27 protein-coding genes and 1 other RNA gene are annotated in these 22,920 nt (G+C 64.3%); 16 read left to right on the top strand and 12 right to left on the bottom strand.

Going from position 1 to position 22,920, the window contains the following annotated elements:
- Positions 1-267 precede the first annotated feature (267 nt).
- The 8 genes from IQ35_RS08280 (at position 268) to IQ35_RS08245 (ending at position 6,968) form a co-directional block, all read left to right on the top strand.
- Positions 268-972 carry a response regulator gene (locus IQ35_RS08280; RefSeq protein ID WP_021244259.1) on the top strand — a complete coding sequence of 235 codons (705 nt, stop codon included), beginning with the start codon at positions 268-270 and terminating at the stop codon, positions 970-972.
- Positions 941-2,533 (top strand): sensor histidine kinase, encoded by a 1,593-nt coding sequence (locus tag IQ35_RS08275; protein ID WP_021244258.1) that lies wholly within the window; start codon positions 941-943, stop codon positions 2,531-2,533. Before IQ35_RS08280 ends, IQ35_RS08275 begins: the two co-directional genes overlap by 32 nt.
- A 112-nt stretch (positions 2,534-2,645) precedes the next feature.
- Positions 2,646-3,080, top strand: coding sequence for an HPr kinase/phosphorylase (locus IQ35_RS08270; RefSeq protein ID WP_021244257.1), 435 nt, complete (start codon positions 2,646-2,648; stop codon positions 3,078-3,080).
- A complete protein-coding gene (rapZ, locus tag IQ35_RS08265; RefSeq protein ID WP_021244256.1) occupies positions 3,077-4,018 on the top strand; it encodes an RNase adapter RapZ in 942 nt (313 codons plus the stop codon). The genes IQ35_RS08270 and rapZ overlap by 4 nt, the downstream gene beginning before the upstream one ends.
- A gap of 22 nt (positions 4,019-4,040) precedes the next feature.
- A complete protein-coding gene (locus IQ35_RS08260; RefSeq protein WP_145072615.1) occupies positions 4,041-4,445 on the top strand; it encodes a PTS sugar transporter subunit IIA in 405 nt (134 codons plus the stop codon).
- The gene (locus IQ35_RS08255) at positions 4,442-4,714 is read left to right on the top strand and encodes an HPr family phosphocarrier protein (protein WP_145072613.1); all 273 of its coding nucleotides are present in this window, start codon (positions 4,442-4,444) and stop codon (positions 4,712-4,714) included. Before IQ35_RS08260 ends, IQ35_RS08255 begins: the two co-directional genes overlap by 4 nt.
- A gap of 164 nt (positions 4,715-4,878) precedes the next feature.
- The gene (locus IQ35_RS08250) at positions 4,879-5,676 is read left to right on the top strand and encodes a TrmH family RNA methyltransferase (protein ID WP_021244253.1); all 798 of its coding nucleotides are present in this window, start codon (positions 4,879-4,881) and stop codon (positions 5,674-5,676) included.
- A 14-nt stretch (positions 5,677-5,690) separates the two neighbouring features.
- Positions 5,691-6,968: an MFS transporter gene (locus IQ35_RS08245; protein ID WP_145072611.1), complete on the top strand. Its 1,278-nt coding sequence runs from the start codon at positions 5,691-5,693 to the stop codon at positions 6,966-6,968.
- Positions 6,969-7,171: 203 nt separating this feature from the next.
- Here IQ35_RS08245 and dnaJ read toward each other — a convergent pair whose 3' ends face one another.
- Positions 7,172-8,311, bottom strand: a complete 1,140-nt coding sequence (dnaJ, locus tag IQ35_RS08240; protein WP_145072609.1) for a molecular chaperone DnaJ — start codon at positions 8,309-8,311, stop codon at positions 7,172-7,174.
- 104 nt (positions 8,312-8,415) lie between these two features.
- Complete coding sequence (dnaK, locus tag IQ35_RS08235) at positions 8,416-10,317, bottom strand: molecular chaperone DnaK (RefSeq protein ID WP_145072607.1); 1,902 nt, start codon at positions 10,315-10,317, stop codon at positions 8,416-8,418.
- 176 nt (positions 10,318-10,493) lie between these two features.
- Between dnaK and IQ35_RS08230 the strand changes: the two genes are divergently transcribed.
- The 3 genes from IQ35_RS08230 to IQ35_RS08220 all read left to right on the top strand — a co-directional run bounded on the left by IQ35_RS08230 (position 10,494) and on the right by IQ35_RS08220 (position 11,864).
- Complete coding sequence (locus IQ35_RS08230) at positions 10,494-10,958, top strand: copper chaperone PCu(A)C (protein ID WP_145072605.1); 465 nt, start codon at positions 10,494-10,496, stop codon at positions 10,956-10,958.
- A complete protein-coding gene (locus IQ35_RS08225; protein ID WP_145072603.1) occupies positions 10,955-11,419 on the top strand; it encodes a vgr related protein in 465 nt (154 codons plus the stop codon). Before IQ35_RS08230 ends, IQ35_RS08225 begins: the two co-directional genes overlap by 4 nt.
- A gap of 118 nt (positions 11,420-11,537) precedes the next feature.
- Positions 11,538-11,864, top strand: coding sequence for a hypothetical protein (locus IQ35_RS08220; RefSeq protein ID WP_184204867.1), 327 nt, complete (start codon positions 11,538-11,540; stop codon positions 11,862-11,864).
- 143 nt (positions 11,865-12,007) lie between these two features.
- On the opposite strand, the gene rplS is transcribed toward IQ35_RS08220, so the two are convergent.
- From rplS to ffh, 6 genes are read right to left on the bottom strand one after another with little or no spacing between them, the layout of a single operon-like run.
- Positions 12,008-12,376: a 50S ribosomal protein L19 gene (rplS, locus tag IQ35_RS08215; RefSeq protein WP_021244246.1), complete on the bottom strand. Its 369-nt coding sequence runs from the start codon at positions 12,374-12,376 to the stop codon at positions 12,008-12,010.
- Between the two features lie 5 nt (positions 12,377-12,381).
- Positions 12,382-13,119, bottom strand: coding sequence for a tRNA (guanosine(37)-N1)-methyltransferase TrmD (gene trmD / locus IQ35_RS08210; protein ID WP_021244245.1), 738 nt, complete (start codon positions 13,117-13,119; stop codon positions 12,382-12,384).
- On the bottom strand, positions 13,116-13,385 hold the full coding sequence (locus tag IQ35_RS08205) for a hypothetical protein (RefSeq protein WP_021244244.1): 270 nt from the start codon (positions 13,383-13,385) through the stop codon (positions 13,116-13,118). The genes trmD and IQ35_RS08205 overlap by 4 nt, the downstream gene beginning before the upstream one ends.
- Before the next feature lie 10 nt (positions 13,386-13,395).
- Positions 13,396-13,890 carry a ribosome maturation factor RimM gene (rimM, locus tag IQ35_RS08200; RefSeq protein WP_021244243.1) on the bottom strand — a complete coding sequence of 165 codons (495 nt, stop codon included), beginning with the start codon at positions 13,888-13,890 and terminating at the stop codon, positions 13,396-13,398.
- 5 nt (positions 13,891-13,895) lie between these two features.
- Positions 13,896-14,369: a 30S ribosomal protein S16 gene (gene rpsP, locus IQ35_RS08195; protein WP_021244242.1), complete on the bottom strand. Its 474-nt coding sequence runs from the start codon at positions 14,367-14,369 to the stop codon at positions 13,896-13,898.
- A gap of 48 nt (positions 14,370-14,417) precedes the next feature.
- Positions 14,418-15,884 carry a signal recognition particle protein gene (gene ffh, locus IQ35_RS08190; protein ID WP_021244241.1) on the bottom strand — a complete coding sequence of 489 codons (1,467 nt, stop codon included), beginning with the start codon at positions 15,882-15,884 and terminating at the stop codon, positions 14,418-14,420.
- Positions 15,885-16,149: 265 nt separating this feature from the next.
- On the opposite strand from ffh, the gene dapF reads away from it, so the two are divergent.
- The 5 genes from dapF (at position 16,150) to IQ35_RS08165 (ending at position 20,682) form a co-directional block, all read left to right on the top strand.
- On the top strand, positions 16,150-16,950 hold the full coding sequence (gene dapF, locus IQ35_RS08185; protein WP_145072601.1) for a diaminopimelate epimerase: 801 nt from the start codon (positions 16,150-16,152) through the stop codon (positions 16,948-16,950).
- Positions 16,950-18,263, top strand: coding sequence for a tRNA (N(6)-L-threonylcarbamoyladenosine(37)-C(2))-methylthiotransferase MtaB (gene mtaB / locus IQ35_RS08180; RefSeq protein WP_059140310.1), 1,314 nt, complete (start codon positions 16,950-16,952; stop codon positions 18,261-18,263). Before dapF ends, mtaB begins: the two co-directional genes overlap by 1 nt.
- Positions 18,256-19,194, top strand: coding sequence for a signal recognition particle-docking protein FtsY (gene ftsY / locus IQ35_RS08175; RefSeq protein WP_021244238.1), 939 nt, complete (start codon positions 18,256-18,258; stop codon positions 19,192-19,194). Before mtaB ends, ftsY begins: the two co-directional genes overlap by 8 nt.
- Positions 19,195-19,228: 34 nt before the next feature.
- Entirely contained in the window at positions 19,229-19,876 is a 648-nt protein-coding gene (ispZ, locus tag IQ35_RS08170) for a septation protein IspZ (RefSeq protein ID WP_021244237.1), read from the top strand.
- A gap of 191 nt (positions 19,877-20,067) precedes the next feature.
- The gene (locus IQ35_RS08165; RefSeq protein WP_145072599.1) at positions 20,068-20,682 is read left to right on the top strand and encodes a superoxide dismutase; all 615 of its coding nucleotides are present in this window, start codon (positions 20,068-20,070) and stop codon (positions 20,680-20,682) included.
- A 155-nt stretch (positions 20,683-20,837) separates the two neighbouring features.
- Here the strand turns inward: IQ35_RS08165 and IQ35_RS08160 are convergent, their stop codons facing one another.
- The 4 genes from IQ35_RS08160 to IQ35_RS08145 form a co-directional block, all read right to left on the bottom strand.
- Positions 20,838-21,185, bottom strand: coding sequence for a hypothetical protein (locus IQ35_RS08160; protein ID WP_031290779.1), 348 nt, complete (start codon positions 21,183-21,185; stop codon positions 20,838-20,840).
- Positions 21,158-21,706, bottom strand: a complete 549-nt coding sequence (locus IQ35_RS08155; RefSeq protein ID WP_145072596.1) for a J domain-containing protein — start codon at positions 21,704-21,706, stop codon at positions 21,158-21,160. The genes IQ35_RS08160 and IQ35_RS08155 overlap by 28 nt, the downstream gene beginning before the upstream one ends.
- 51 nt (positions 21,707-21,757) lie before the next feature.
- Positions 21,758-22,156: RNase P RNA component class A (gene rnpB, locus IQ35_RS08150), an RNA gene on the bottom strand.
- Between the two features lie 29 nt (positions 22,157-22,185).
- Positions 22,186-22,884 (bottom strand): N-acetylmuramoyl-L-alanine amidase, encoded by a 699-nt coding sequence (locus IQ35_RS08145; protein WP_145072593.1) that lies wholly within the window; start codon positions 22,882-22,884, stop codon positions 22,186-22,188.
- Positions 22,885-22,920: the final 36 nt, after the last annotated feature.

Genomic DNA, 22,920 nt, shown 5'->3' with positions numbered 1-22,920 from the left:
TAGTCCGCACCGCCGGCATTCTCGCCGGGACGGCCGATCCTCCCCACAGGCGCCCCGGTCCATTGCCGGCAAGCGTCCCTATAGCGGTGGATGGAGTCGGCATTAGGCGGTCGGACGGAAACCGTCAAATCCCCGAAAGGCTGAGTTTGTCGTGAAAATCGACGGTCGTGCCGCATATTCATTCCCGATAGCGACTTCCTTGCAGCGCGGACGGCCATGGTCTAACTGAGGGGCCGATCGCCCTTAGCGCCATTACCGGGATGATGCATGACAGCCACCATCGCCCTTGTGGATGATGACAAGAATATCCTGACCTCCGTGTCGATCGCGCTTCAGGCCGAAGGCTTCGTGACGCGCATCTATTCCGACCCGGACGGCGCGCTCAAGGCTCTGCTCGACAATCCGGCGGACCTGGCGGTGTTCGACATCAAGATGCCGCAGATGGACGGGCTGGAGCTGCTGCGGCGGCTTCGGGAAAAGAGCCAGATGCCCGTCATCTTCCTGACGTCCAAGGTGGACGAGCTGGACGAGGCGCTGGGCCTCGCCATGGGTGCGGACGATTATATCGCCAAGCCCTTCTCGCAGCGCCTGCTGATCGCGCGCATCCGCGCCATATTGCGCCGCGCCGAAGCCAGCCGCACTCCCGCCGCCGCCGATGAGCCGGTGATCGATCCGATCGTGCGGGGGCGGTTGGAGATGGACCCGGCGCGCCATCGGGTGAAGTGGGACGGGAAGGACGTGACGCTGACCGTCACGGAGTTCCTGATCCTGGAAACGCTTGCCGCGCGGCCCGGCGTGGTCAAGAACCGCAACCAACTGATGGACGCGGCCTATCAGGACGATGTCTATGTCGACGACCGCACCATAGACAGTCATATCAAGCGGCTGCGGCGCAAGTTCCGTGAGGTGGATTCCGATTTCAACGCAATCGATACGCTCTATGGCGCCGGATACCGATTCTCGGAGGAATGACGCGCCGCTGGCGGTGCGGTGGTCGGGCCGCATCAGCCTGACGCTGCGCATCCTGGCGGTGAACGTCTTCGCGCTGGCTTTGCTGGCGGGGGGCTTCTTTTATCTCGACAGCTATCGCTCGCGCATCGTCGACGACCGGCTGGAACAGTCCGCGCGCGAATTGAAGCTGCTGGCCATCGGCCTTGAAAATGCCCCGCCCGACCTGCACGAACGGTTGATCGCGGCCTATGCGCGGCAGACCGACGACCGCGTGCGCCGCTATGCCCCTGACGGGCGGCTGATTGCGGACAGCTTCACCATGAATGCGCCGCGCTATCGCTTGCGCCTGCCGTCCGAGGAGGAATTGAAGCGGCATATCGCCCGTTTCCTCGACAAGGCGATGGACCGCATCGTCTTCGCGGACCGACCGCCCAATTTCGAGGAACCGACAGTCGATCGGGCGCAGGCATGGCCGGAAATCATGCTGGCGGACCAGACCGGCAAGCCCCAGGCGACCAATCGCTACGCGCCCGACCGGACCTTCATGATTTCGGCGGCCGTGAAGATGAAGGACGGCACCAGCCTCCTGTCCACCGAAAATGCCCGTGACATCACGCGCGTCGTGCGGGCCGAACGATTGCGGCTGGGGATCGTGCTGGCCGCCGCCGCGCTGGCGTCGGTGCTGTTGTCGCTGTTCCTGGCGCGCACCATCGTCCAGCCGATCCAGAGCCTCGCCCGCGCTGCGGTGCGCGTGCGGCTGGGCCGGGCGCGGGAGGTGACGGTGCCGCGCCTGCCCGAACGGCGCGACGAGATCGGGATGCTGGCCCGTGCCTTGTCCGACATGAGCCATGCGCTGCGTCAGCGGATCGACGCCACCGACGCCTTCGCCGCCGATGTGAGCCATGAACTCAAGAATCCCATCGCCTCGCTCCGCTCCGCGCTCGACGCGCTCGACCGGGTGGAGCAGCCGGAATTGCGGACGCAGCTCATGGACATCTGCAAGGAGGATGTGCGGCGGCTCGACCGGCTGGTGACGGATATCGCCGAAGCCTCGCGCATCGACGCGCAGCTTTCGCGCACGCGCTTCGAACCCATCGACCTGGGGCTGCTGATCGAAAAGATGGTGATCGCCCGCGAGGCGCGCGGCGTGCCGAGGGGCGTGCGCCTCGCCTTCGCGCGGCCGCGCAAGGATGTGGCCGTCGTGCTGGGCGAGGAACAGCGGTTGATCCGCGTGCTCGACAACCTGATCGACAACGCCGTTTCCTTCTCGCCCGATGGCGGGCTGGTGCAGATCATCGCGACCGTGGCCGACAATGAAGTGCTGGTCAGCGTGGAGGATGAAGGGCCTGGCGTGCCGGAATCCGAACGCGAGCATGTGTTCCGCCGTTTCCATAGCGTCCGCCCGGAAAATGAAACGTTCGGCAAACATTCCGGCCTGGGCCTCGCCATCGCCCGCTCCATCGTGGAGGGGCATCAGGGCAAGGTCAGCATCGCCGACCGGCAGGACGCACAGAGCGGCGCCTGCTTCATCGTGCGCCTGCCCATGGCGGTGGAGCGCGATCCGGGAATGGTGTCGGAATAGCGCGGCCGCTTCACGGGACCGTCCCGCGCCGGGACAGTTTTCGCGGTTCCGGCGTCTCTCCTGCGCAATTCGATTTCTTCCCCGCGCGACTGGGGCTAGAAGGGACCAGATCATGACGGGCGCGGCTTCACATCAGACACTTCATGCGACCAGCGTAGCCATCGGCGGACGCGCCGTGTTGCTCCACGGGCCGAGCGGAGCTGGCAAATCCGACCTGGCGCTGCGCCTGATAGATCGGGGCGCGGTGCTGGTGAGCGACGACTATACGATCCTGACGGCGCGCGACGGGCAACTGATCGCTGCCGCTCCCGCCGAAATAGCCGGAAGGATGGAGGTGCGCGGCATCGGCCTTGCCGACATGCCGCATCGGGACGGCGTGCCGGTCGCGCTGATCGTGCATCTGGGCGAAGTGGCCGAGCGGTTGCCGGCGGACGGCGCGCGCCGCCGGATCGCGGGCATCGACATCCCCCTCGTGCGGCTCGCCGGGCTGGAGGCGTCCGCGCCGATCAAGGTGGAACTGGCGCTCAGGGAAATGGGTCGGGCATGACGGCCTCCCCCGCGCCCAAGACGATCCTGCTGGTGTCGGGCCTGTCCGGCGCGGGCAAGACGACCGCGCTCAAGACGCTGGAGGACATGGGCTGGGAAGCGGTGGACAATCTGCCGCTGGTCTTGCTCGACCGGCTGCTCGATACGCCGCTGCCCGCCGGGCACAGCGATGCGGACGACCGGCCGCTCGCCATCGGCATCGACGCGCGCACGCGCGGTTTCGACGCCAATGCCATCGTCCGCCGCATCAAGGCGCTGCGCGAACACCATGGCCATGATGTCGAGACCCTGTTCCTCGATTGTTCGGGCAGCGAGCTGGAGCGGCGCTTCGCCGAAACGCGGCGGCGGCATCCGCTTGCCGCCGACCGGCCCGCCGCCGACGGCATTGCGCGGGAAAGGGAGCTGACCGAGCCGCTACGGCGATGGGCCGCGCAGGTCATCGACACGACAGCCTATAGCAGCAATGCGCTACAGCAGGAGATCCGCAACCGCTATGCGCGCGAGCGGCTGTCCGATCCGGTGCTGACGATATTGTCCTTCGGCTATTCGCGCGGCGTGCCCCGCAACGCCGACCTTGTGTTCGACATGCGCTACCTGCGCAATCCGCATTGGGACGATGCGTTGCGGCCCAAGACCGGGCTTCAGCCGGACGTTGCCGCCTATATCGCGCAGGACCCGGCCTATGAGGACACGGTGGGCCGGATCGAGGCGCTGCTCGCGATACTGCTGCCTCGTTATGCGGAGGGCGGAAAGACATATATCACCGTGGCTTTCGGCTGCACCGGCGGACGGCACAGGTCGGTGCATGTGGCCGAGCGCGTCGCCAGATACTTGCAAGATGCCGGCTTTTCGCCCACGGTCAGCCACAGAAACATGGAATCAGCGCCTCAGGACGCCCTGGAGAAGCGCAGACCGGGAGGCCCGAAAGCACAATCATGAAACAGATGGGCCGTTAGCGCAGATGATTGGACTCTTACTCGTCACCCACGGATCGTTGGCGACGGAATTCGTTGTCGCGATGGAGCACGTCGTGGGGCCGCAGCAGCAGATCGAGACGATCTGCATCGGGCCGGAGGACGACATGGAACTGCGCCGCGCGGACATCTCCGCCGCGGTCGATCGCGTGAACGACGGGTCGGGCGTGATCTTGCTGACGGACCTGTTCGGGGGCACCCCGTCGAACCTTGCCATATCCCTGCTGCGCGCGGGCGAGATCGAGGTGATCGCCGGCATCAACCTGCCCATGCTCATCCGCCTGGAAAGCGCCCGCAAGGTGATGGACGTGCGATCCGCCGTCGCCGCCGCGCGTGAGGCGGGCCAGAAATATATCAGCGTAGCGTCGGAACTGTTGGGTAGCACTCCATGAACGAAATCAGCCAGGAAGTCCGGATCAGCAACAAGCGCGGCCTCCACGCCCGCGCCAGCGCCAAATTCGTCACCCTGGCCAGCGGCCTTCCTTCGCAGATCACGGTGCGCAAGGACGGCAATGAAGTGACCGGCACGTCGATCATGGGCCTGATGATGCTGGGCGCGGCGCTGGGCGATTCGATCGTCATAAGCGCCGCCGGACCGGAAGCGGAGGATTCGCTGATCCAGTTGGTGACGCTGGTGGAAGACAAGTTCGGGGAAGAATAGGGACGACCGGCTGTGGGTCGATGATCCGCGATCCTCTCCAGGTAGCGGTTTGGGGTGGATTCCTGCCACCTCCCCCTTCCGGAGCATCAACGCACCCCCTACCCTTTTCGACCCATGCCCTATAGAGAGGCCGCTTCATCCGCTTTCGAAGAACAGGCACAGGCGTGGCACGCGAGATCACCGGATTTTCCAACCCTCTGGTCAAGCGCGTCCGGTCCCTGCGCGAAAAGAAGTTCCGCAAGGCCGAAGGTCTGTTCCTGGCCGAAGGGCTTCGCATCCTGACCGAAGCGCGCGAGGAAGGCGTGCTGCCCGAAATGCTGTTCCACGCCGGGTCCGCGCATCCGCTTGCCGCCGACCTCATCGCGGCGATGGAAGCGGCGGGCGGCGACGTTATCGAAACCTCGCCGGACATCCTCGCGAAGATTTCCGGCAAGGACAATCCGCAGGCAGTGGTCGGCGTTTATCGCGACCGCCTCACCCCGCTGGCGAAGCTCGACCGGGCGAAGGCCGATATCTGGATCGTCGCGCAATCGCTGCGCGATCCGGGCAATCTGGGCACGATCCTGCGGACGGGCGACGCGGTGGGCGCGGGCGGGCTGATCCTGATCGACGATTGCGTCGATCCCTTTTCGGTCGAATCGGTGCGGGCGAGCATGGGCGCGCTCTTCACCCAGTCGATCACGCAGGCGCGTTGGGGCGAGTTCACGGCATGGCTGCGCGCCGGTCCCGGCGAACTCATCGGCACCAGCCTGAAAGCCGCGCAGGACTATCAGGAGCCGCGCTATCATGGTCCGTCCTTCCTGCTGGTCGGAAACGAAGCGCAGGGCCTGCCGGAAACCTATGAGGCCGAATGCGACCTGCTTGTGAAAATGCCGATGATGGGCAAGGCGGACAGCCTGAACGCCGCCGTCGCCTGTGCGGTGATGGCCTATGAATTGCTGAACCAGCAGCGGAAAAGATAATCGGGGGAAACGGGATGGGGAATGACAGCGGCATGGGCGCGATGTGGCGTCATCGGCGGGTGCTGGGGGCGAGCCTGATCGGCACGGCGGTCGAATTCTACGACTTCTACATCTATGCGACGGCCGCCAGCCTGATCTTTCCCGCGCTGTTCTTCCCGGCATCCTCCCCCACCGCGCAGTTGATGGCGTCCTATGGCAGCCTGTCGCTCGCCTTCTTTGCCCGGCCCTTGGGCGCGGCGGTGTTCGGCCATTATGGCGACCGCGTGGGGCGGAAGGTGACGCTGGTCATTTCGCTGATGCTGATGGGCGGCTCCACGCTCGCCATCGGGTTCCTGCCGACTTACCAGACGATCGGCTGGTGGGCGCCGCTGATCCTGTGCATCCTGCGATTCGGACAGGGCCTGGGCCTTGGCGGGGAATGGGGCGGCGCGGCGCTGCTGGCGGTGGAGAATGCGCCGCCGGGATGGCGCGCGCGCTTCGGGATGTTCCCGCAATTGGGCGCGCCGGTCGGCTTTCTGGCTGCCAACGGCATGTTCCTGGCTCTCGGATTGTGGCTGAGCGACGAGGCGTTTTTCGCCTGGGGCTGGCGCCTGCCTTTCCTGGGCAGCGCGGTGCTGGTGTTCCTCGGCCTGTGGGTCCGCCTGAAGCTCACCGAAACGCCCGAATTCGCGGCCGCGCAAGCCGAAGCGCCGCCGCCCGCCGTACCGCTCGCCACACTGTTCCAAAGCCATCTGGGCGCGGCGATCGCGGGCACCTTCGCCGTGGTGGCCTGCTTCGCCATCTATTATATCGCGACCGCTTTTGCGCTGGGATATGGCACGACCATATTGAAGATCGACCGCGAAATCTTCCTCGCGGCCCAGTTGGGCGCGATCCTGTTCATGGCACTCAGTATCATCCTGGCCGGATGGTGGGCTGACAGGAGCAGCCCGACGCGCGTACTGGTCATTGGATGCGTCGGCACGGTGCTCATGGGCATCGCCTTCGGTCCGGCCATGGGCACGGGCGCGCTGTTGCCGATCTTCCTGATCCTGAGCCTCGCTCTGTTCATGATGGGCTTTGTCTACGGGCCGCTGGGCGCCTATCTGCCCGCGCTGTTCCCGGTGCAATTGCGCTATACCGGCGCATCCTTCTCCTTCAATCTGGGCGGGATCATCGGCGGCGCGCTGGCCCCCATCGTCGCGACATGGCTGATCGCGGCACAGGGTATTGAACTGGTGGGGCTTTATATGTCGGCGGCGGCAGCGATCAGTCTCGCCGGACTGTGGTGGACCAGCCGGCATGGGCACTGACCCGGTTGGACAGTCAGGCGGGGGCATGACATGACGGGGTGGTGAGACCAAGCTCAAGGGAGATCCCGGCTTTCGCTGGGATGACGGACATTGAATATCGGAAAATGGTCGTAAGCCGTCACCGAACATCTATACGCAAAGAAAAAAAGCCGGAAACAGGGGAAGACTGTTTCCGGCTTCAAAATTTTGCCTTGGCGAGGGTATCAGTCGCCCCAGAGTTCCTTGAGCTTGCTGAAGAAGCCGGTGGATTGGGGACACTCCTCTCCCGTTTCCGTTTCGCGGAAGGCTTCGAGCAGTTCGCGCTGGCGGGCACTGAGCTTGGTCGGGGTTTCGACGTCGACCTGGATGACCAGATCGCCCTGCCCGCGTCCGTTCAGCACCGGCATGCCCACGCCGCGCTGGCGGATCTGCTTGCCGGACTGGATGCCGCTCGGAATCTTGATTTCATGCCGGCTGCCGTCGAGGCCGGGCACTTCGATCGTGCCGCCCAGCGACGCCGTGGTGAAGCTGACCGGGGCGCGGCAGAACAGCGTCGTGCCGTCGCGCTCGAAGATCGGGTGCCGCTTCACATGCAGGAAGATGTAGAGATCGCCCGGAGGCGCGCCGCGCGCGCCGCACTCACCTTCGCCGGTCAGGCGGATGCGGGTTCCTTCGTCGACGCCGGCCGGAATATTGACCGACAACGTCTTGGGTCTGTCCACCCTTCCTTCGCCCCGGCAGGAACGGCAGGGATTTTCGATGACCTGACCCGCGCCATGGCAGGACGGGCAGGTGCGCTCCACCACGAAGAAGCCCTGCTGCGCCCGGACCTGTCCATGACCGCCGCAAGTGCCACAGCTCTTGACGCCCGTGCCCGGCTGCGCGCCCGATCCCTCGCAGGCGTCGCAGGGCGCGGACACTTCGATCTGGATTTCGCTTTGCTTGCCGTGATAGGCTTCGTCGAGCGTGATCTCCATGTCGTAACGCAGATCGGCGCCGCGCCGCTGGGCCTGACGTCCCCCGCCGCCGCCGAAACCGGCCTGGCCGAAGATCGTCTCGAAAATATCGCCCAGATCGGAAAAACCGCCCGCGCCGCGCCCGCCATTGAAACCGCCACCGCCGCCATTCTGGGCATTGGTATAGGCGGCATGACCGTAACGGTCATAGGCCGCGCGTTTCTGCGGGTCCTTCAGGCACTCATAGGCTTCGGACACGGCCTTGAACCGGGCCTCGCCGTCGGTGCATCCCCCGGTCTTGTCCGGGTGATATTTCATCGCCAGCTTGCGATAGGCGCTCTTGATGGTCGTGGCGTCCGCCGTGCGTTCCACCTCGAGCAGCGAATAATAGTCGATTTCGGTAGTCATCTCGCCCCCGGCGCGCACATTCCCCGGCTCCGCCCCGAACGATCACGCTGGTCAGATACCATGCCGTCCGCGCGGGGCGAAGTCGAGAAGCGTTTCATCGGGCCTTATGCCTTGTTGTTCTCGTCCACTTCCGAAAATTCGGCATCGACGACATCGTCCTCCGCCTTCGGCGCTTCGGCGTCTGGAGAAGCAGCCGCAGCCTGTTCCTTCTCATAGATCGCCTGGCCGAGCTTCATGGCGACCGTGGCAAGTTCCTGCGCCTTGGTCTTCATGTCTTCGGCGTCCCCGCCCTCGATCGCGGACTTGGTCGCGGCAATCGCGGTTTCGATCTCGGACTTGAGGGCCGCGTCCACCTTGTCGCCATGCTCGGAAAGCTGCTGTTCGGTGGTATGGACCAGGCTTTCGGCGTTGTTCTTCGCCTCGGCCGACTCGCGGCGCTTCTTGTCCTCTTCGGCGAAGCGTTCGGCGTCCTTCACCATCTGATCGATGTCGGCGTCGGACAGGCCGCCCGAAGCCTGGATGCGGATCTGCTGCTCCTTGCCAGTGCCCTTGTCCTTGGCGCTGACGTTGACGAGGCCGTTGGCGTCGATGTCGAACGTCACCTCGATCTGCGGCACGCCGCGCGGCGCGGGCGGGATGCCGACCAGGTCGAACTGACCCAGCAGCTTGTTGTCCGCCGCCATTTCACGCTCGCCCTGGAACACGCGGATCGTCACCGCCTGCTGATTGTCGTCAGCGGTGGAATAGACCTGCGACTTCTTGGCCGGGATCGTGGTGTTGCGGTCGATCATGCGGGTGAACACGCCGCCCAGCGTTTCGATGCCGAGGCTCAGCGGGGTCACGTCGAGCAGCAGCACGTCCTTGACGTCGCCCTGCAGCACGCCCGCCTGAATCGCCGCGCCCATGGCGACGACTTCGTCCGGATTCACGCCGGTGTGCGGTTCCTTGCCGAAAAATTCCTTCACGGCCTCGCGCACCTTGGGCATGCGGGTCATGCCGCCCACGAGAACGACTTCGCTGATCTCGGCGGCCGAAACGCCTGCATCGGCCAGCGCCTTCTTGCAGGGTTCCATGGTCCGCTTGATGAGGTCGGCCACCAGCCGTTCCAAATCGGCGCGGGTGATATTCTTCACCAGATGCTTGGGACCATTCTGGTCGGCGGTGATGAAGGGCAGGTTCACTTCGGTCGACTGGGCCGAGGACAGCTCAATCTTCGCCTTTTCGGCGGCTTCCTTCAGCCGCTGGAGCGCCAGCTTGTCCTTGGTGAGGTCGATGCCTTCTTCCTTCTTGAAGTCGGCGGCCAGATATTCCACCAGCTTGGCGTCGAAATCCTCGCCCCCCAGGAACGTGTCGCCATTGGTGGACTTCACTTCGAACACGCCATCGCCGATTTCCAGGATGGAAATGTCGAAGGTGCCGCCGCCAAGGTCATAGACCGCGATGGTCTTGCCGTCCTGCTTCTCAAGCCCGTAGGCAAGCGCGGCCGCTGTCGGCTCGTTGATGATCCGCAGCACTTCCAGGCCCGCAATCTGCCCCGCGTCCTTGGTCGCCTGACGCTGGGCGTCGTTGAAATAGGCCGGAACGGTGATAACCGCCTGCGTGACCGTCTCGCCCAGATAGCTCTCGGCGGTTTCCTTCATCTTCTGGAGCGTGAAGGCGGAGATTTGCGACGGGCTGTAATCCTTGCCACCCGCGTTGACCCATGCGTCGCCATTCGGTCCCTTCACGATCGAATAAGGGACCAGTTCCATGTCCTTCTTCGTCGTGGGATCGTCGAAACGGCGGCCGATCAGGCGCTTCACCGCGAAAATCGTGTTGTCCGGATTGGTCACGGCCTGACGCTTGGCGGGCTGGCCGATCAGCCGCTCGCCGTCCTTGGCGAAGGCGACGATGGAGGGCGTGGTGCGCGCGCCTTCCGCATTTTCAATGACCTTGGGCTTGTTGCCGTCCATCACGGCCACGCAGCTGTTGGTGGTGCCCAGATCGATACCGATTACTTTTGCCATCTTTTCCTCTTTGAACCCCAAATCATATTCAGCGGTTGACGGCCCCATACCTCACGAAAGCGCCAAGGCAAGACCGTTTGCATGCGGGATATAGGCGCGCTTTTTCTTGGCACAAGAAGCCGCGGCGATTAGCTAGAGAACCGACCGGAAACGAGACAGTCCCGAAAGGCCATTCCATGCGCGCGATTCTTCCCTTCATCATCCTTGCCGCGCCGCTGGCCCTGAGCGCGTGCGGCGATCCAGCGCCGACCTATATCGACCAGGCATGGGTGCGCCTCAGTCCCAACAAGGACACGCCGTCAGCCGGTTATTTCGTGGCCCATGGCGGGGCGAGCGACGTGCAATTGCGCGGCGTACTGACCGATTATGCGCTGAAGGTGGAGATGCATGAGAGCGTCAGCGAAAACGGCGTTATGACGATGAAACCGCTCTCCAGCGTCGACATCCCGGCCAAGAGCACCGTGACCTTTGCGCCGGGCGGAAAGCACCTAATGCTGTGGGGAGTGAATGACACCGCGATCAGCCGGGGCAAGATGCAGTTCACCTTTCTGCTTTCCAACGGCGACCGCCTGCTGGTGGACGCGGTGATCAGGAAGCCGGGCGAGCCGGCGGCCAAGACGAACGAGCATAAGGAACATTGACCAGCCGCGCCCTGACGCCGGGTGAGATCGCGCTTGCCCGGTCGGTCTTCGGTGAGAGCATCGCCTATGACCGGGTGGGGGTGCATAATCGCAAATGGTGGCCCTTCCAGCCCCGGCGCGTGACGATGGCCCCGGACGGCGACTTGTGGTTCCATCCCGCAAGCAACCTGTTCTGCGTCGATTTCTGCGGCGGCCCGCTTCATCTGCAGGGGCTGTTCATTCATGAGATGACCCATGTGTGGCAGGCCCAGCGCGGCGGAAAATGGTATCTGCCGCTAATGCGCCATCCTTTCTGCCGCTACGGTTATGATATCGCGCCGGGCAAGCCCTTCCGCCACTATGGGCTGGAGCAGCAGGCGGAGATCGTCCGCCATGCCTTCCTGATGCGGCGCGGCGCAGCGGTGGAGGGCAAGCCGGGCCTGGCAGTGTATGAAAGGCTGTTGCCGTTCGGGGAGGTTTGACGACCGCGTTCGGGAACCGATCGCCGCATCCGGCAGTTCGCCTCCTTGACGGAGGACTGGATTGTCTCGCTCAACGGTTGCATGATGCGATACCATATAGCCGGGGAGGAACTCAGAAATGACGATGGATTTTGACAAGCACAAGAAACTGCATTTCGACCTGACGAATGTCGGTTTGCGCGCACAGGCTACGGCGACGGGCCTACTGCAACTCTGCACCGAATTACGACGCGCCAATGTGCTCGACGATGCCGCAATGGAGCGGATCAAGGTCGCCATAGCGCATGAAATCGAAATATCCGCTCCACGGGCGATCGTTTCGGAAAACTACCGGCAGGACATCCGGAACCGATTGGACCAGCTATTTTCGGGCGAACGAAACATAGGCGGCGCCGAAGCGCTCGCCTTTAACGGGTCCGAAGAGCAGGCCGACTCCGCAAACTAAACCATTTTCATGATGCGCGTCGGCTGTTCCACGGCTTATCGCAAGGCGCGAACATATACACTCCACGCCCCCAATGAAAACAGGCGGCGCTCCAAGGAGCGCCGCCTGTTTCATGTCACGGCTTTCGTCAACCGCGCGGAGGATCAATCCTCGCTGCGGACGTCGCGGCGTTCGGCGATGCGGGCGCGCTTGCCGGTGCGGCCGCGCAGATAATAGAGCTTCGCGCGGCGTACGACGCCACGACGGACCACGGTGATCGAATCGAGATTGGGCGAATAGAGCGGGAATACACGCTCCACGCCTTCGCCGAACGAGATCTTGCGAACGGTGAAGTTGGAACCCATGCCCTTGTTCGAGCGGGCGATGCACACGCCTTCATAATTCTGGACGCGGCTGCGGTCGCCTTCGACGACCTTCACGCCGACGCGCAGCGTGTCGCCCGGACGGAAATCGGGAATATCCTTAGCTAGGGCCGCGATGTTTTCGGCCTCGATCTGCTGGATCAAGTTCATTTAACTCAGTCCTTATCTTCGCGTTGCGCACCAGAGGGCGACTGGTCCCGAACGCCGATATGGCGTTCCCAAAGGTCCGGCCGCCTTAGCCGTGTGTCATCTTCCGCCCTTCGTTTCCGCCAGGCGGCGATCTTCGCATGATCCCCCGATCGCAACACTTGCGGGATCGTGCGCCCTTCCCACTCAGCGGGCCGGGTATAGTGCGGATATTCAAGAAGGCCCCTTTCAAAGCTTTCCTCGTCCCCGCTGGAAGCCGCGCCCATTACACCGGGAAGCAACCGAACGCAAGCATCCAGCAGCATCAGCGCGCCCATCTCTCCACCCGACAGGATGATGTCACCCATGGAGAGCTGCTCGACCGGGCGGCCTTCGAAAATGCGCTCGTCAAACCCTTCGAACCGACCGCAGAGGATCGTGGCGCCCGGCCCCACTGCGAGGCTTCGCACGCGTCCCTGCGTGACCGGCGCGCCGCGCGGCGTCATGGCGACGACCGGCAAATCCGGACGCTTCTCCAGCGCATGATCCACGGCCTTTGCGAGGATGTCGACGCGCAGCACCATGCCCGCGCCGCCGCCTGCGGGCGTGTCGTCCACGGTGCGATGCCGGTCAGTCGCGAAGTCGCGGATATGGATGGGATCACAGAACCATCTGCCCTCCGCCAGCGCCCGGCCCGCGAGCGAGTAACCCAACGGTCCCGGGAACATCTCGGGGTAAAGGGTCAATATCTGCGCGGTAAAGCTCATCGCGCCCTCATGCAGCAACGCAGGCCGATACCCGCGAGGCAGGCGATCCCGCCCACGCCCAGCACCAGCCAGCCAATGGCGCGCGCCAGATCGTCAAAGCCCTGCGGCGCCCCGCTGAGGGTCGGCAGGATGAAGAAGGCGGGCGCTATCGCCACGATGAGCAACGCCGCCAACAGCCGCGCCGCCCAGTGGGAACGCGTCCCCCAGATCGCCCAGCCGATTGCCGCCAGCACCACCGGATAGAGGATAGCCAGAAATGTCTGCATAAGGATCGGTTCAGGCCGCGAAGGCCGCTTCGATCACGGCTTGGCCATCGGCCAGCGTAACGGCGTGCATCGGGGCCATGAAGCGTTTACCGCCCTTCCCTTCCACGCCGGGCCGTTCGATCTCGATAATGTCGCCCGCGCCGAAATTCTCGACCGCGACGATCGCGCCCAGCGCCTCGCCCTCGCTGGACACGCAGGGCAGGCCGATCAGATCGACATGATAATATTCGCCCTCGTCCAGCGCGGGAAGGGCGGAGCGCGGGATGGTGAGTTCCGTGCCGCGCAAGGATTCCGCGTCGCTGCGATTGCCGATCTCGGCAAAGCGCGCCACCGCGCCATTGGGGCCGGGGCGCACCGACTTGAGCGTCAGCACGCGCCCTCCGACGTCGAAGCTCTTATAGCCCTTGAGCGTTTCCGCACCCTCGCCAAAGAGCTTCAGACGGACTTCGCCCGCCACACCATGCGCACCGATGATGACGGCCAGGGTGACGGGCTTGTCGGTCAAAGCGTTCAGCCTTCGGCCTGCTCTTCAGCGGGCGCTTCGGGAGCAGCATCCGGAGCGGCTTCGGGCGTCGCTTCGTCCAGCGCTTCCGCGACCACTTCCACGGTTTCGGCTTCGGCGGCGGCCTTCGCGGCTTCCTCGGCCTCGGCAGCCTTGGTGGCGCGATCTTCAGCGCGATCCTTGGCCTTCTGGCCCGGTTCCGCCTTCTGCGGGTTATTGCGGGCGGCGCGTTCCTTCACGCCCGCGGCGTCGAGGAAGCGGGCCACGCGGTCGGTCGGCTGCGCGCCGGCGGCAACCCAGTGCTTCGCCCGCTCGACGTCCAGGACAACGCGCTTTTCGTCGCCCTTGGGCAGGACGGGGTTGTAGCTGCCGATGCGCTCGATGAACTTGCCGTCACGCGGGGCGCGGCTGTCGGCCACGACGATGCGATAATAGGGACGCTTCTTGGAACCGCCGCGCGAAAGACGAATGGACGTTGCCATGGATAACCAACCTTACCTTTCTGATCTAATATAAATTATTGAAAACACTTATTTCTTCATGAAATTCTGAAAACCGGGCGGGAGTTTGGGCATATTGCCGCCAAGCCCGCCAAGCCCAGACAGATCCGGCGCGCCGGCCCCGCTGTCGGGACCGCCCAGCATTCCGCCCAGCCCGCCTCCGCCGAACAGCTTGCCCAGCCCCTTGAGACCGCCCATCTTGCGGATCTTCTTCATCGCCGTTTCCATTTCCTGATGCATTTTCAGGAGGCGATTGACTTCCTGCACCGTCGTCCCGCTGCCCTTGGCGATGCGGATCTTGCGCTTGGCGTTGATGAGGGCGGGCTTCTCCCGCTCCTTGGGCGTCATGGAACCGATCATGGCGTCCAGATGCAGCAGCGTCTTGTCGTTCGCGCCGCTGCCGGCCATCGCCGCCTGCGCCTTCTTGAGGCCGGGAATCATCCCGGCAAGCGCGCCAAGGCCGCCCATGCGGCGCATCTGGTTGAGCTGGGCGCGCAGATCGTTCATGTCGAACTGACCCTTGGCCATCTTCTTGGCGAGCTTGTCGGCTTCCTCGGCATCGATCGTCTCGGCGGCTTTTTCGACCAGCGACACCACATCGCCCATGCCAAGGATGCGCTGCGCGACGCGCTGCGGGTGGAAAGGTTCGATGGCATCGAGCTTTTCGCCGGTGCCCGCGAACTTGATCGGGCGCCCGGTGACGGCGCGCATCGAAAGCGCCGCGCCGCCGCGCGCGTCGCCATCCATGCGGGTGAGGACCACGCCGGTCAGCGGCACCTGAGCCGTGAAGCTCTGCGCGACATTCACCGCATCCTGACCTGTCAGCGAATCGACCACCAGCAGGATTTCGGCCGGATCGCTCGCATCGGCGACCGCCTTCATCTCGTCCATCAGCGCCTGATCGACGTGGAGGCGACCGGCGGTGTCGAGCATGACCACATCGAAGCCCTGGAGCTTCGCCGACTGAAGCGCGCGCCTCGCGATCTCGACCGGCTGCTGGCCCGGAACGATGGGCAGCGTCGCCACATCGGCCTGCGTGCCGAGCACGGCAAGCTGTTCCTGCGCGGCGGGGCGCTGCACGTCGAGCGACGCCATCAGCACCTTCTTGCGCTCCTTGTCCTTGAGGCGCTTGGCAATCTTCGCGGTGGAGGTGGTCTTACCCGACCCCTGAAGGCCGACCATCATGATGACGGCGGGCGGGGTCACGTCGATCAGCAGTTCGGAGGTTTCAGACCCCAGCACGGCGGCCAGCGCGTCGCTGACGATCTTCACCACCTGCTGGCCCGGCGTCACCGAGCGCAGCACATTCTGGCCGACGGCCTGTTCAGTCACGTCGTCCACGAACTGGCGCACGACCGGCAACGCCACGTCGGCTTCCAGCAGCGCGATTCGCACCTCGCGCATGGCTGCGCGGACATCGTCCTCCGTGAGCGCGCCACGCCCCCGAAGCTTGTCGAATACCCCGCCCAGACGATCGCTTAGCGAATCGAACATCATCACCTCAATGGGCCGTATGGCCCGCAAAACCGTGCATACCCGTCAAACGACAAAATCGCCGGCGGGCGAAACCTCGCCGGCCAGCGTCCATATAAAGCGCTACCTGCGCCCCATGGATGTGTCAGGGTATCGGGCCATCGAAATCGCCCGATTGCGAGCGCGTCTTAGCGCACCCCCGGCCAAAGCGCAAGCCGACCCCCGTAAACCGTCGTGCCGCTTGCGCCCACTGGCCTTTTGCCCCCCCTTCCCCTACATGCGCTCCCATATGGGACGCTTTTCGAAGATGCATGGCCTGGGCAACGACTTCGTCGTGATCGACGCGCGGGACGGCGCGGTCGAGATGACGGCCGCGCGCGCGCAAGCCATCGCCGACCGTCATGCGGGCATCGGCTGCGACCAGCTCATCCTCATCGGCGCATCCGACCGGGCCGATGTATCGATGCGGATATTCAACGCGGACGGCAGCGAAGTGGAAGCCTGCGGCAACGCGACCCGCTGCGTGCCCTTGTTCATGGGCCGCGACGTGCTGATCGAAACGAAGGCGGGTCTGCTCGATGCCAAGGAGGTAGAGGGCGGCGTGAGTGTCGACATGGGCCGGCCCCGCTTCGACTGGGACGCGATCCCGCTTGCTTATGCCATGGACACCCTCACCATGCAGGCAAGCTGGGAAGACCTTCCCGCGCCCGCCGCCGTCAATGTCGGCAACCCGCATGTCATCTTCTTCTGCGACGATCTGGACGCGGTGGACATTCCGCGCCTTGGCCCGATCATCGAGAATGATCCGCTCTTTCCCGAGCGCGTGAACGTCAATTTCGCGCAGGTCGCGGGCGACAATCATCTGCGCCTTATCGTCTGGGAGCGGGGCGCGGGCCTGACGCGCGCCTGCGGCACCGGGGCCTGCGCCACTGCGGTAGCCGCGATCCGGCGCAAACTGATGATTGGTCCCATGACGGTCAGCCTGCCCGGCGGTGATCTGGTGATCGGCTGGACGCCCGGCGGCACGATCCGCATGACCGGCCCGGCCACTCATGTCTTCGACGGCGAGGCTGACTGGTCGCGCTTCTGATGGGCGGACCGGAAATCATCACGCTCGGCTGCCGCCTCAATATCGCGGAGAGCGAGGCGATCCGGGAAATGGCGGCGGGTCAGGACGACCTGATTGTCGTCAATAGCTGCGCCGTGACCACCGAAGCCGTGCGGCAAGCCCGTCAAGCGATCCGCCGTGCCCGCCGCGAGCGCCCAGGCGCGCGGATCATGGTGACGGGCTGCGCGGCGCAGACCGAGCCGCAGACCTTCGCCGCCATGCCGGAAGTGGACGCGGTGCTGGGCAACCGGGAGAAGATGGAGGCCGGTTCCTATCGCCCGCTCGTGTCGAGCGCAGTCGAGACGCGGGCGCGCGAAGGTTTCTCGACTGCGCTCGACACGAGCGGCGTTGGCGCCAAGCTCCATGTCTCCGACATCATGGCCGTGCGCGACACCGCGCCGCACATGGCGAGCGCCTTCTCCGAACATGCCCGCGCTTTCCTGGAAGTGCAGAATGGCTGCGATCATCGCTGCACCTTCTGCATCATCCCCTATGGCCGGGGGAACAGCCGCTCCGTCCCGGCGGGCGCGGTCATCGAAAAGGCGAAGCAACTGGTGGATGCGGGCTATCAGGAAATCGTCCTCACCGGCGTCGATGTCACCAGCTACGGTCCGGACCTCCCCGGCAGCCCCTCGCTCGGTCTCCTCGTCGAACGCATGTTAAAGGGCGTGCCGGACCTCCCGCGCCTGCGCCTCTCCTCCCTCGACAGCGTGGAGATCGACGAGCGCCTGTTCGATCTGCTCGCCCACGAACCGCGGATGATGCCGCATTTGCATCTGTCGCTGCAATCGGGCGACGACATGATATTGAAGCGCATGAAGCGCCGCCACGCCCGCGCCGACGCCGTCCGCATCGTCGAACGCCTGAAAAGCGCCCGGCCAGAGATCAGCATCGGCGCGGACATCATCGCGGGCTTCCCGACCGAGGACGAAGCGATGTTCGAAAACAGCCTCCGCCTGATAAGGGAGTGCCAAATCGTCCACGGCCACATCTTCCCCTATTCGCCGCGTGCGGGCACGCCCGCCGCCCGGATGCCGCAGGTCGACCGCGCAACGATCAAGGCCCGTGCCGCCCGGTTGCGCGCGGCTTGCGCTGAGGAACGGCAGCGCTGGCTTCAAAGCCTTGTCGACACGACCCAATCCGTGCTGGTCGAACGCAACGGCGCCAGCGGCCATGCCGAAAATTTCGCGCCCGTCCGCTTCGCGGCGCCGCAGCTCCCCTCCTCCATCGTCCGCGCGCGTATCACGGGGCTTGAGAAGGACGCGCTGATCGCGCAAGAGGCGCTGGATGACTGAATCCGGCAATAGCTGGCGCGACCGCCTGTTCGGCGGTCTCAAGCGCACATCCGACAAGCTCGGCGAGAACCTGACCGGCCTTTTCACCAAGGCCGCGCTGGACGAACAGACGCTGGACGAGATCGAGGAAGCGCTGATCGTCAGCGACCTTGGTCCCGCCATGGCCGCGCGCGTGCGCGACCGCCTGTCCGAAGGGCGTTACAACCGCGAACTGACCGAGGAATATCTGCGCGAGATCATCGCGGAGGAGATCGAGAAGGTGCTGACCCCCGTGGCCCGCCCGCTGGAGATCGAAGCCTTCCCGCGTCCGCAGGTGATCCTCGTCATCGGCGTCAACGGCTCCGGCAAGACCACCACCATCGCCAAGCTCGCCAACCTGTTCCTGGAGCAGGATTATGGCGTGATGCTGGCGGCGGGCGACACCTTCCGCGCGGCGGCGATCGGGCAACTCAAGGTCTGGGCCGACCGGCTCGGCATCCCCATCGTGGCGGGCAAGGAAGGCGGCGACGCGGCGGGCATCGTCTTCGACGCGGTGAAGCAGGCGACGGCGACCGGCATCGACGTGCTGATCGTCGACACGGCAGGACGCCTTCAGAACAAGACCGAGCTGATGGACGAGCTGGCGAAGATACGCCGCGTGCTCGGCCGGTTGAACCCGGCGGCGCCCCATGACGTCGTGCTGGTGCTGGACGCCACCACGGGACAGAATGCATTGAGCCAGATCGAGGTGTTCAAGGAAGTGGCGCAGGTCACGGGCCTCGTCATGACCAAGCTGGACGGCACCGCGCGCGGCGGCGTGCTGGTCGCGGCGGCGGACAAATACCGCCTGCCCATCCACGCCATCGGCGTGGGCGAGAAGATAGAGGATCTGCATCCCTTCGACCCCACCGATATGGCGAAGGCGATTGCGGGGACGGCTTATGCGCGGTGAGCCAGGCTCAGCCCGAACGGAAGTAGAAAGACTTATGGCTGATACCAAATCCCCCCACAATGGCACGCTCAGCCTCATGCTCGATTTCGGGCCGCTGCTGGTCTTCTTCCTCACCTACAAGGGCGCGGGCTGGATCTGGGGTCCGGGCAATCCCATCACGGCGATGACCTTCAGCACCGCCGCTTTCATGCTGTCCATCGTGATCGCGGTCATCGTTTCGAAGGTGAAGCTGGGCCGCGTATCGCCGATGTTGTGGCTCTCGGCGCTGTTGATCCTCTTTTTCGGCGGCCTGACCATCTATTTCCACGACCAGCGCTTCATTCAGATCAAGCCGACCATCATCTACGCCTTCTTCGCTCTGATGCTGTTCGCGGGGTTGGTGCGGGGCAAGCCGCTGCTCAAATATCTTCTCCAGGCGGCTTATGACGGCCTGACGCACGAAGGCTGGCTCAAGCTTTCCCGCAACTGGGCGCTGTTCTTCGTCGCCATGGCGGTGGCGAACGAAGTCATGCGCCGCTCGATGAGCTTCGATGCGTGGCTGGCGGTCAAGGTGTGGGGCGTCACCATCGTCTCGGTCGTCTTTGCGGTTGCCAACATCCCGATGCTGATGCGCCACGGCCTGTCGCTGGGCGAAGAACCCGCCGCGGACGAAATCGGCGAAACCACCCCGCCGCAGGGGTAAAGGCGCGAATAGCCCTGATCGCTGCGACGCAACCGATCCGCATCATGCCGATGTTCACATGAATATTTTTCACGGGGCCTGGCAACAAAAAATCGTCTTTCCCGTGTGCCTTTCCCTGCTAGGGAACAGGCGGAGCCTTCGGGCGCGCCAGCCGTTATGTGGCCGTCCACCAAAAACCGAGGAGAAAAACCATGGCCTTTGTTCTGCCTGACCTGCCCTATGCCAAGGATGCGTTCGGCGACATCCTGTCCGCCGAAACCTTCGACTATCACCATGGCAAGCATCACAATGCCTATGTGGTGAAGGCGAACGACCTGATCGCCGCCGATTCCGCGCAGCAGGGCAAGTCGCTGGTCGAATTGATCAAATCGTCGAAAGGCGGCTTGTTCAACCAGGTCGGCCAGATCTGGAACCACACCTTCTACTGGCAGTCGCTCTCGCCCACGAAGACCGCGCCCGCTGGCAAGCTGCTCGACCTCATCAACGAGGGTTTCGGCTCGGTCGACGCACTCGTCGAAAAGCTGAAGGCCGAAGCGGTCGGCCATTTCGCGAGCGGCTGGGCCGCTCTGATCCTCAAGGACGGCAAGCTGGAAGTGACCAGCTATCACGACGCCGACACGCCGGTCGCGCATGATGGTCATGCGCCGCTGCTGATCCTCGATGTGTGGGAACATGCCTATTATATCGACTATCGCAACGCGCGCCCCAACTATGCCGACCGGGTGCTCAAGGAAGCGATCAACTGGGACTTCGCCGCCCAGAATCTGGACGGTCAGGGCGTGAGCCGCGCCGACCAGCCGGCCTGATCCCGATCCGCCCGCCGCTGGGACAGCGGCGGGCGGTCAAACCATGCGGGCTGAAAAGCAAATTTCGCCTGGAAATATGTTGCGCTCCTGCCCAAGACAGGAGCCTGGTTCCTTCCTCTGCTCCGGACTCCTGCCTTCGCAGGAGCATGATTCCCTTAACCCGGAGGATGGACTTCTCCAGCCAGCAGATCCAGTTTGCGCGCCAGGTCGTCCAGATCCGCGCAGGGCCGGACCAGCAGCCATTCACGGCTTTGCGCGCCGTTGATCACCGTGACCGCGCCCTTGGGACAGATGCCCAGGCAATTGACCTCGACGATGCCCGCCGCCGCCTTGCGCCCCTTCTTGAGCTTCAGATGTCGGCGCAGCGCTTTCGCCAGCCGCTCATCCCCATCGGGACCAAAGCCGCCTTCCACCTTCTTCGAACATTTGCGGCATACCAGAATCGCGCTGGACCAGTTCGACTGGACATGATCCTTCAATCCGCCGCCTCCCGCGGCTTCCAGGTCCGCCTTTCCTCGGCGGCGCGCAGCACTTCATAGGCGGCCTGGATCGTCTGAAAACGGACGGCGGCTTGCGCGTCCCCCGGCTTCACATCGGGATGATATTCCTTCGCCAGCCGCCGCCAGCTTTTCTTCACCGCCTCGAAATCCGCATGGTCTTCCAGCTCCAGTGCTTTCAAGGCATGAAGCTCGTCCCGCGAACGGCTGCCGTCGCCGGGGCCGCCCCAGCCATGATAGGCGCTCGACTGGAATCCGTTCGCTTCCCGCTGCTCGGCCCGTTCGCGCTGCTCGCGCTCTTCTTGATCGAGACCCTGAAAATAGTCCCAGTTGCGGTTATATTCCCCCGCGTGATCGGCACAGAAATACCAGCGTTCGCGGCTGTTGGGCGATTTGGGCGCTGGGCAGTCGCCGGGCCTGTCGCAGCCATGCCGGTCGCACAGCCGCACGGTCTGCGCCTCACGCGTCGCGCCGTAGCTGCGCCAGCGGGGAAAGCCCCAGTCATTCGATCGCCCGTTTCGTGCCATGTCACCAAATTAAGAAAGCGCGGCAGGAAACGCCACCCCGCAGAAGATCAAAATGCCAGAGGGCCTGTAAGCCGGGTTCTGTCCACCCCTTGCGGGGATAGGCGACCATTCCTCTAGAGGACGGATTACTCCGCCCCTCAAGCAACCAACCCGGGCGGTCTCGGCCGAAACAGGCCTAGCAGTCAAGCTGCGCGCCGCCCCTATTCGGTCTTGCTCCCGGTGGGGTTTACCGTGCCGTCCGCCGTTACCGGGAACGCGGTGCGCTCTTACCGCACCCTTTCAATTTCGCCTGCCCGAAAGCTTAGTCTGGAAGACTGGGCGACCTGCTTTCTGTTGCACTGTCCCTTGGATCACTCCAGCCGGCCGTTAGCCGGCACCGTCATTTCGTGGAGCCCGGACTTTCCTCGCCGTGGAAGTACCCCTCCACGCCGCGGCCGCCCGGCCCTCTGGCGGGGCGGCCTATACAGGCAAATGGCGCGTCAGTCATCCCCCATCGGCTTGGGCAGCAATAATGCCAGCAGGATGGCGCGGCATTCCCCGTCGATGATCCCGTCGATCAGTTCGGGCCGGAAGCGCCGCTGAAACGCGACGACCGCCGCCTGCGGCTCGGCAATGTCATAGCCGAATCGCTCCAGCGCCAGCATGAAGCCGCCCTCCGACCAGTGCGGGTCCATCAGGTTCTTCGTGGGGCGCGGCAGGGCCAGGCGCAGGCGGGCGAGCTGCCCCCAGGGAAAAAGCTCGCCTGGATCGCGCTTGCGCGCAGGCGCTATATCGCTGTGTCCGACGATATTGCCGCGCGTGATTTTCCGCCGCTGGACAATATCGTGGATGAGGGGGACGAGCGCGCTCATCTGGGTTTCGGGGAACGGACGGTATCCCCATTCATGGCCCGGATTGACGATCTCTATCCCGATGCTGGCGGAGTTCACATCGTCGATCCCGCGCCAGTGGGATCGGCCCGCGTGCCAGGCGCGTTTCTCCTCGTCCACCATGTGGATAATCTGCCCGTCCTCGGTCACGACGTAATGCGCTGAAACCTTCGATTCCGGATTGGCGAGCCAGTTGATCGCACTCGCCGCATCCGGCATCCCGGTATAGTGCAGCACCAGCAGGGAAATGGGCAGGCTGCGCTCATCGAAATTGGGCGATGGCGTATCGATCATCGGCATGTCTGTCATCGGGAAAGGCCAGTCACCACACAGTCTCGATCATCG

The organism is Sphingobium wenxiniae (genome assembly GCF_007830065.1).
GTDB classification, from domain to species: domain Bacteria; phylum Pseudomonadota; class Alphaproteobacteria; order Sphingomonadales; family Sphingomonadaceae; genus Sphingobium; species Sphingobium wenxiniae.
This window is presented reverse-complemented; position numbering and strand designations above follow the sequence as displayed.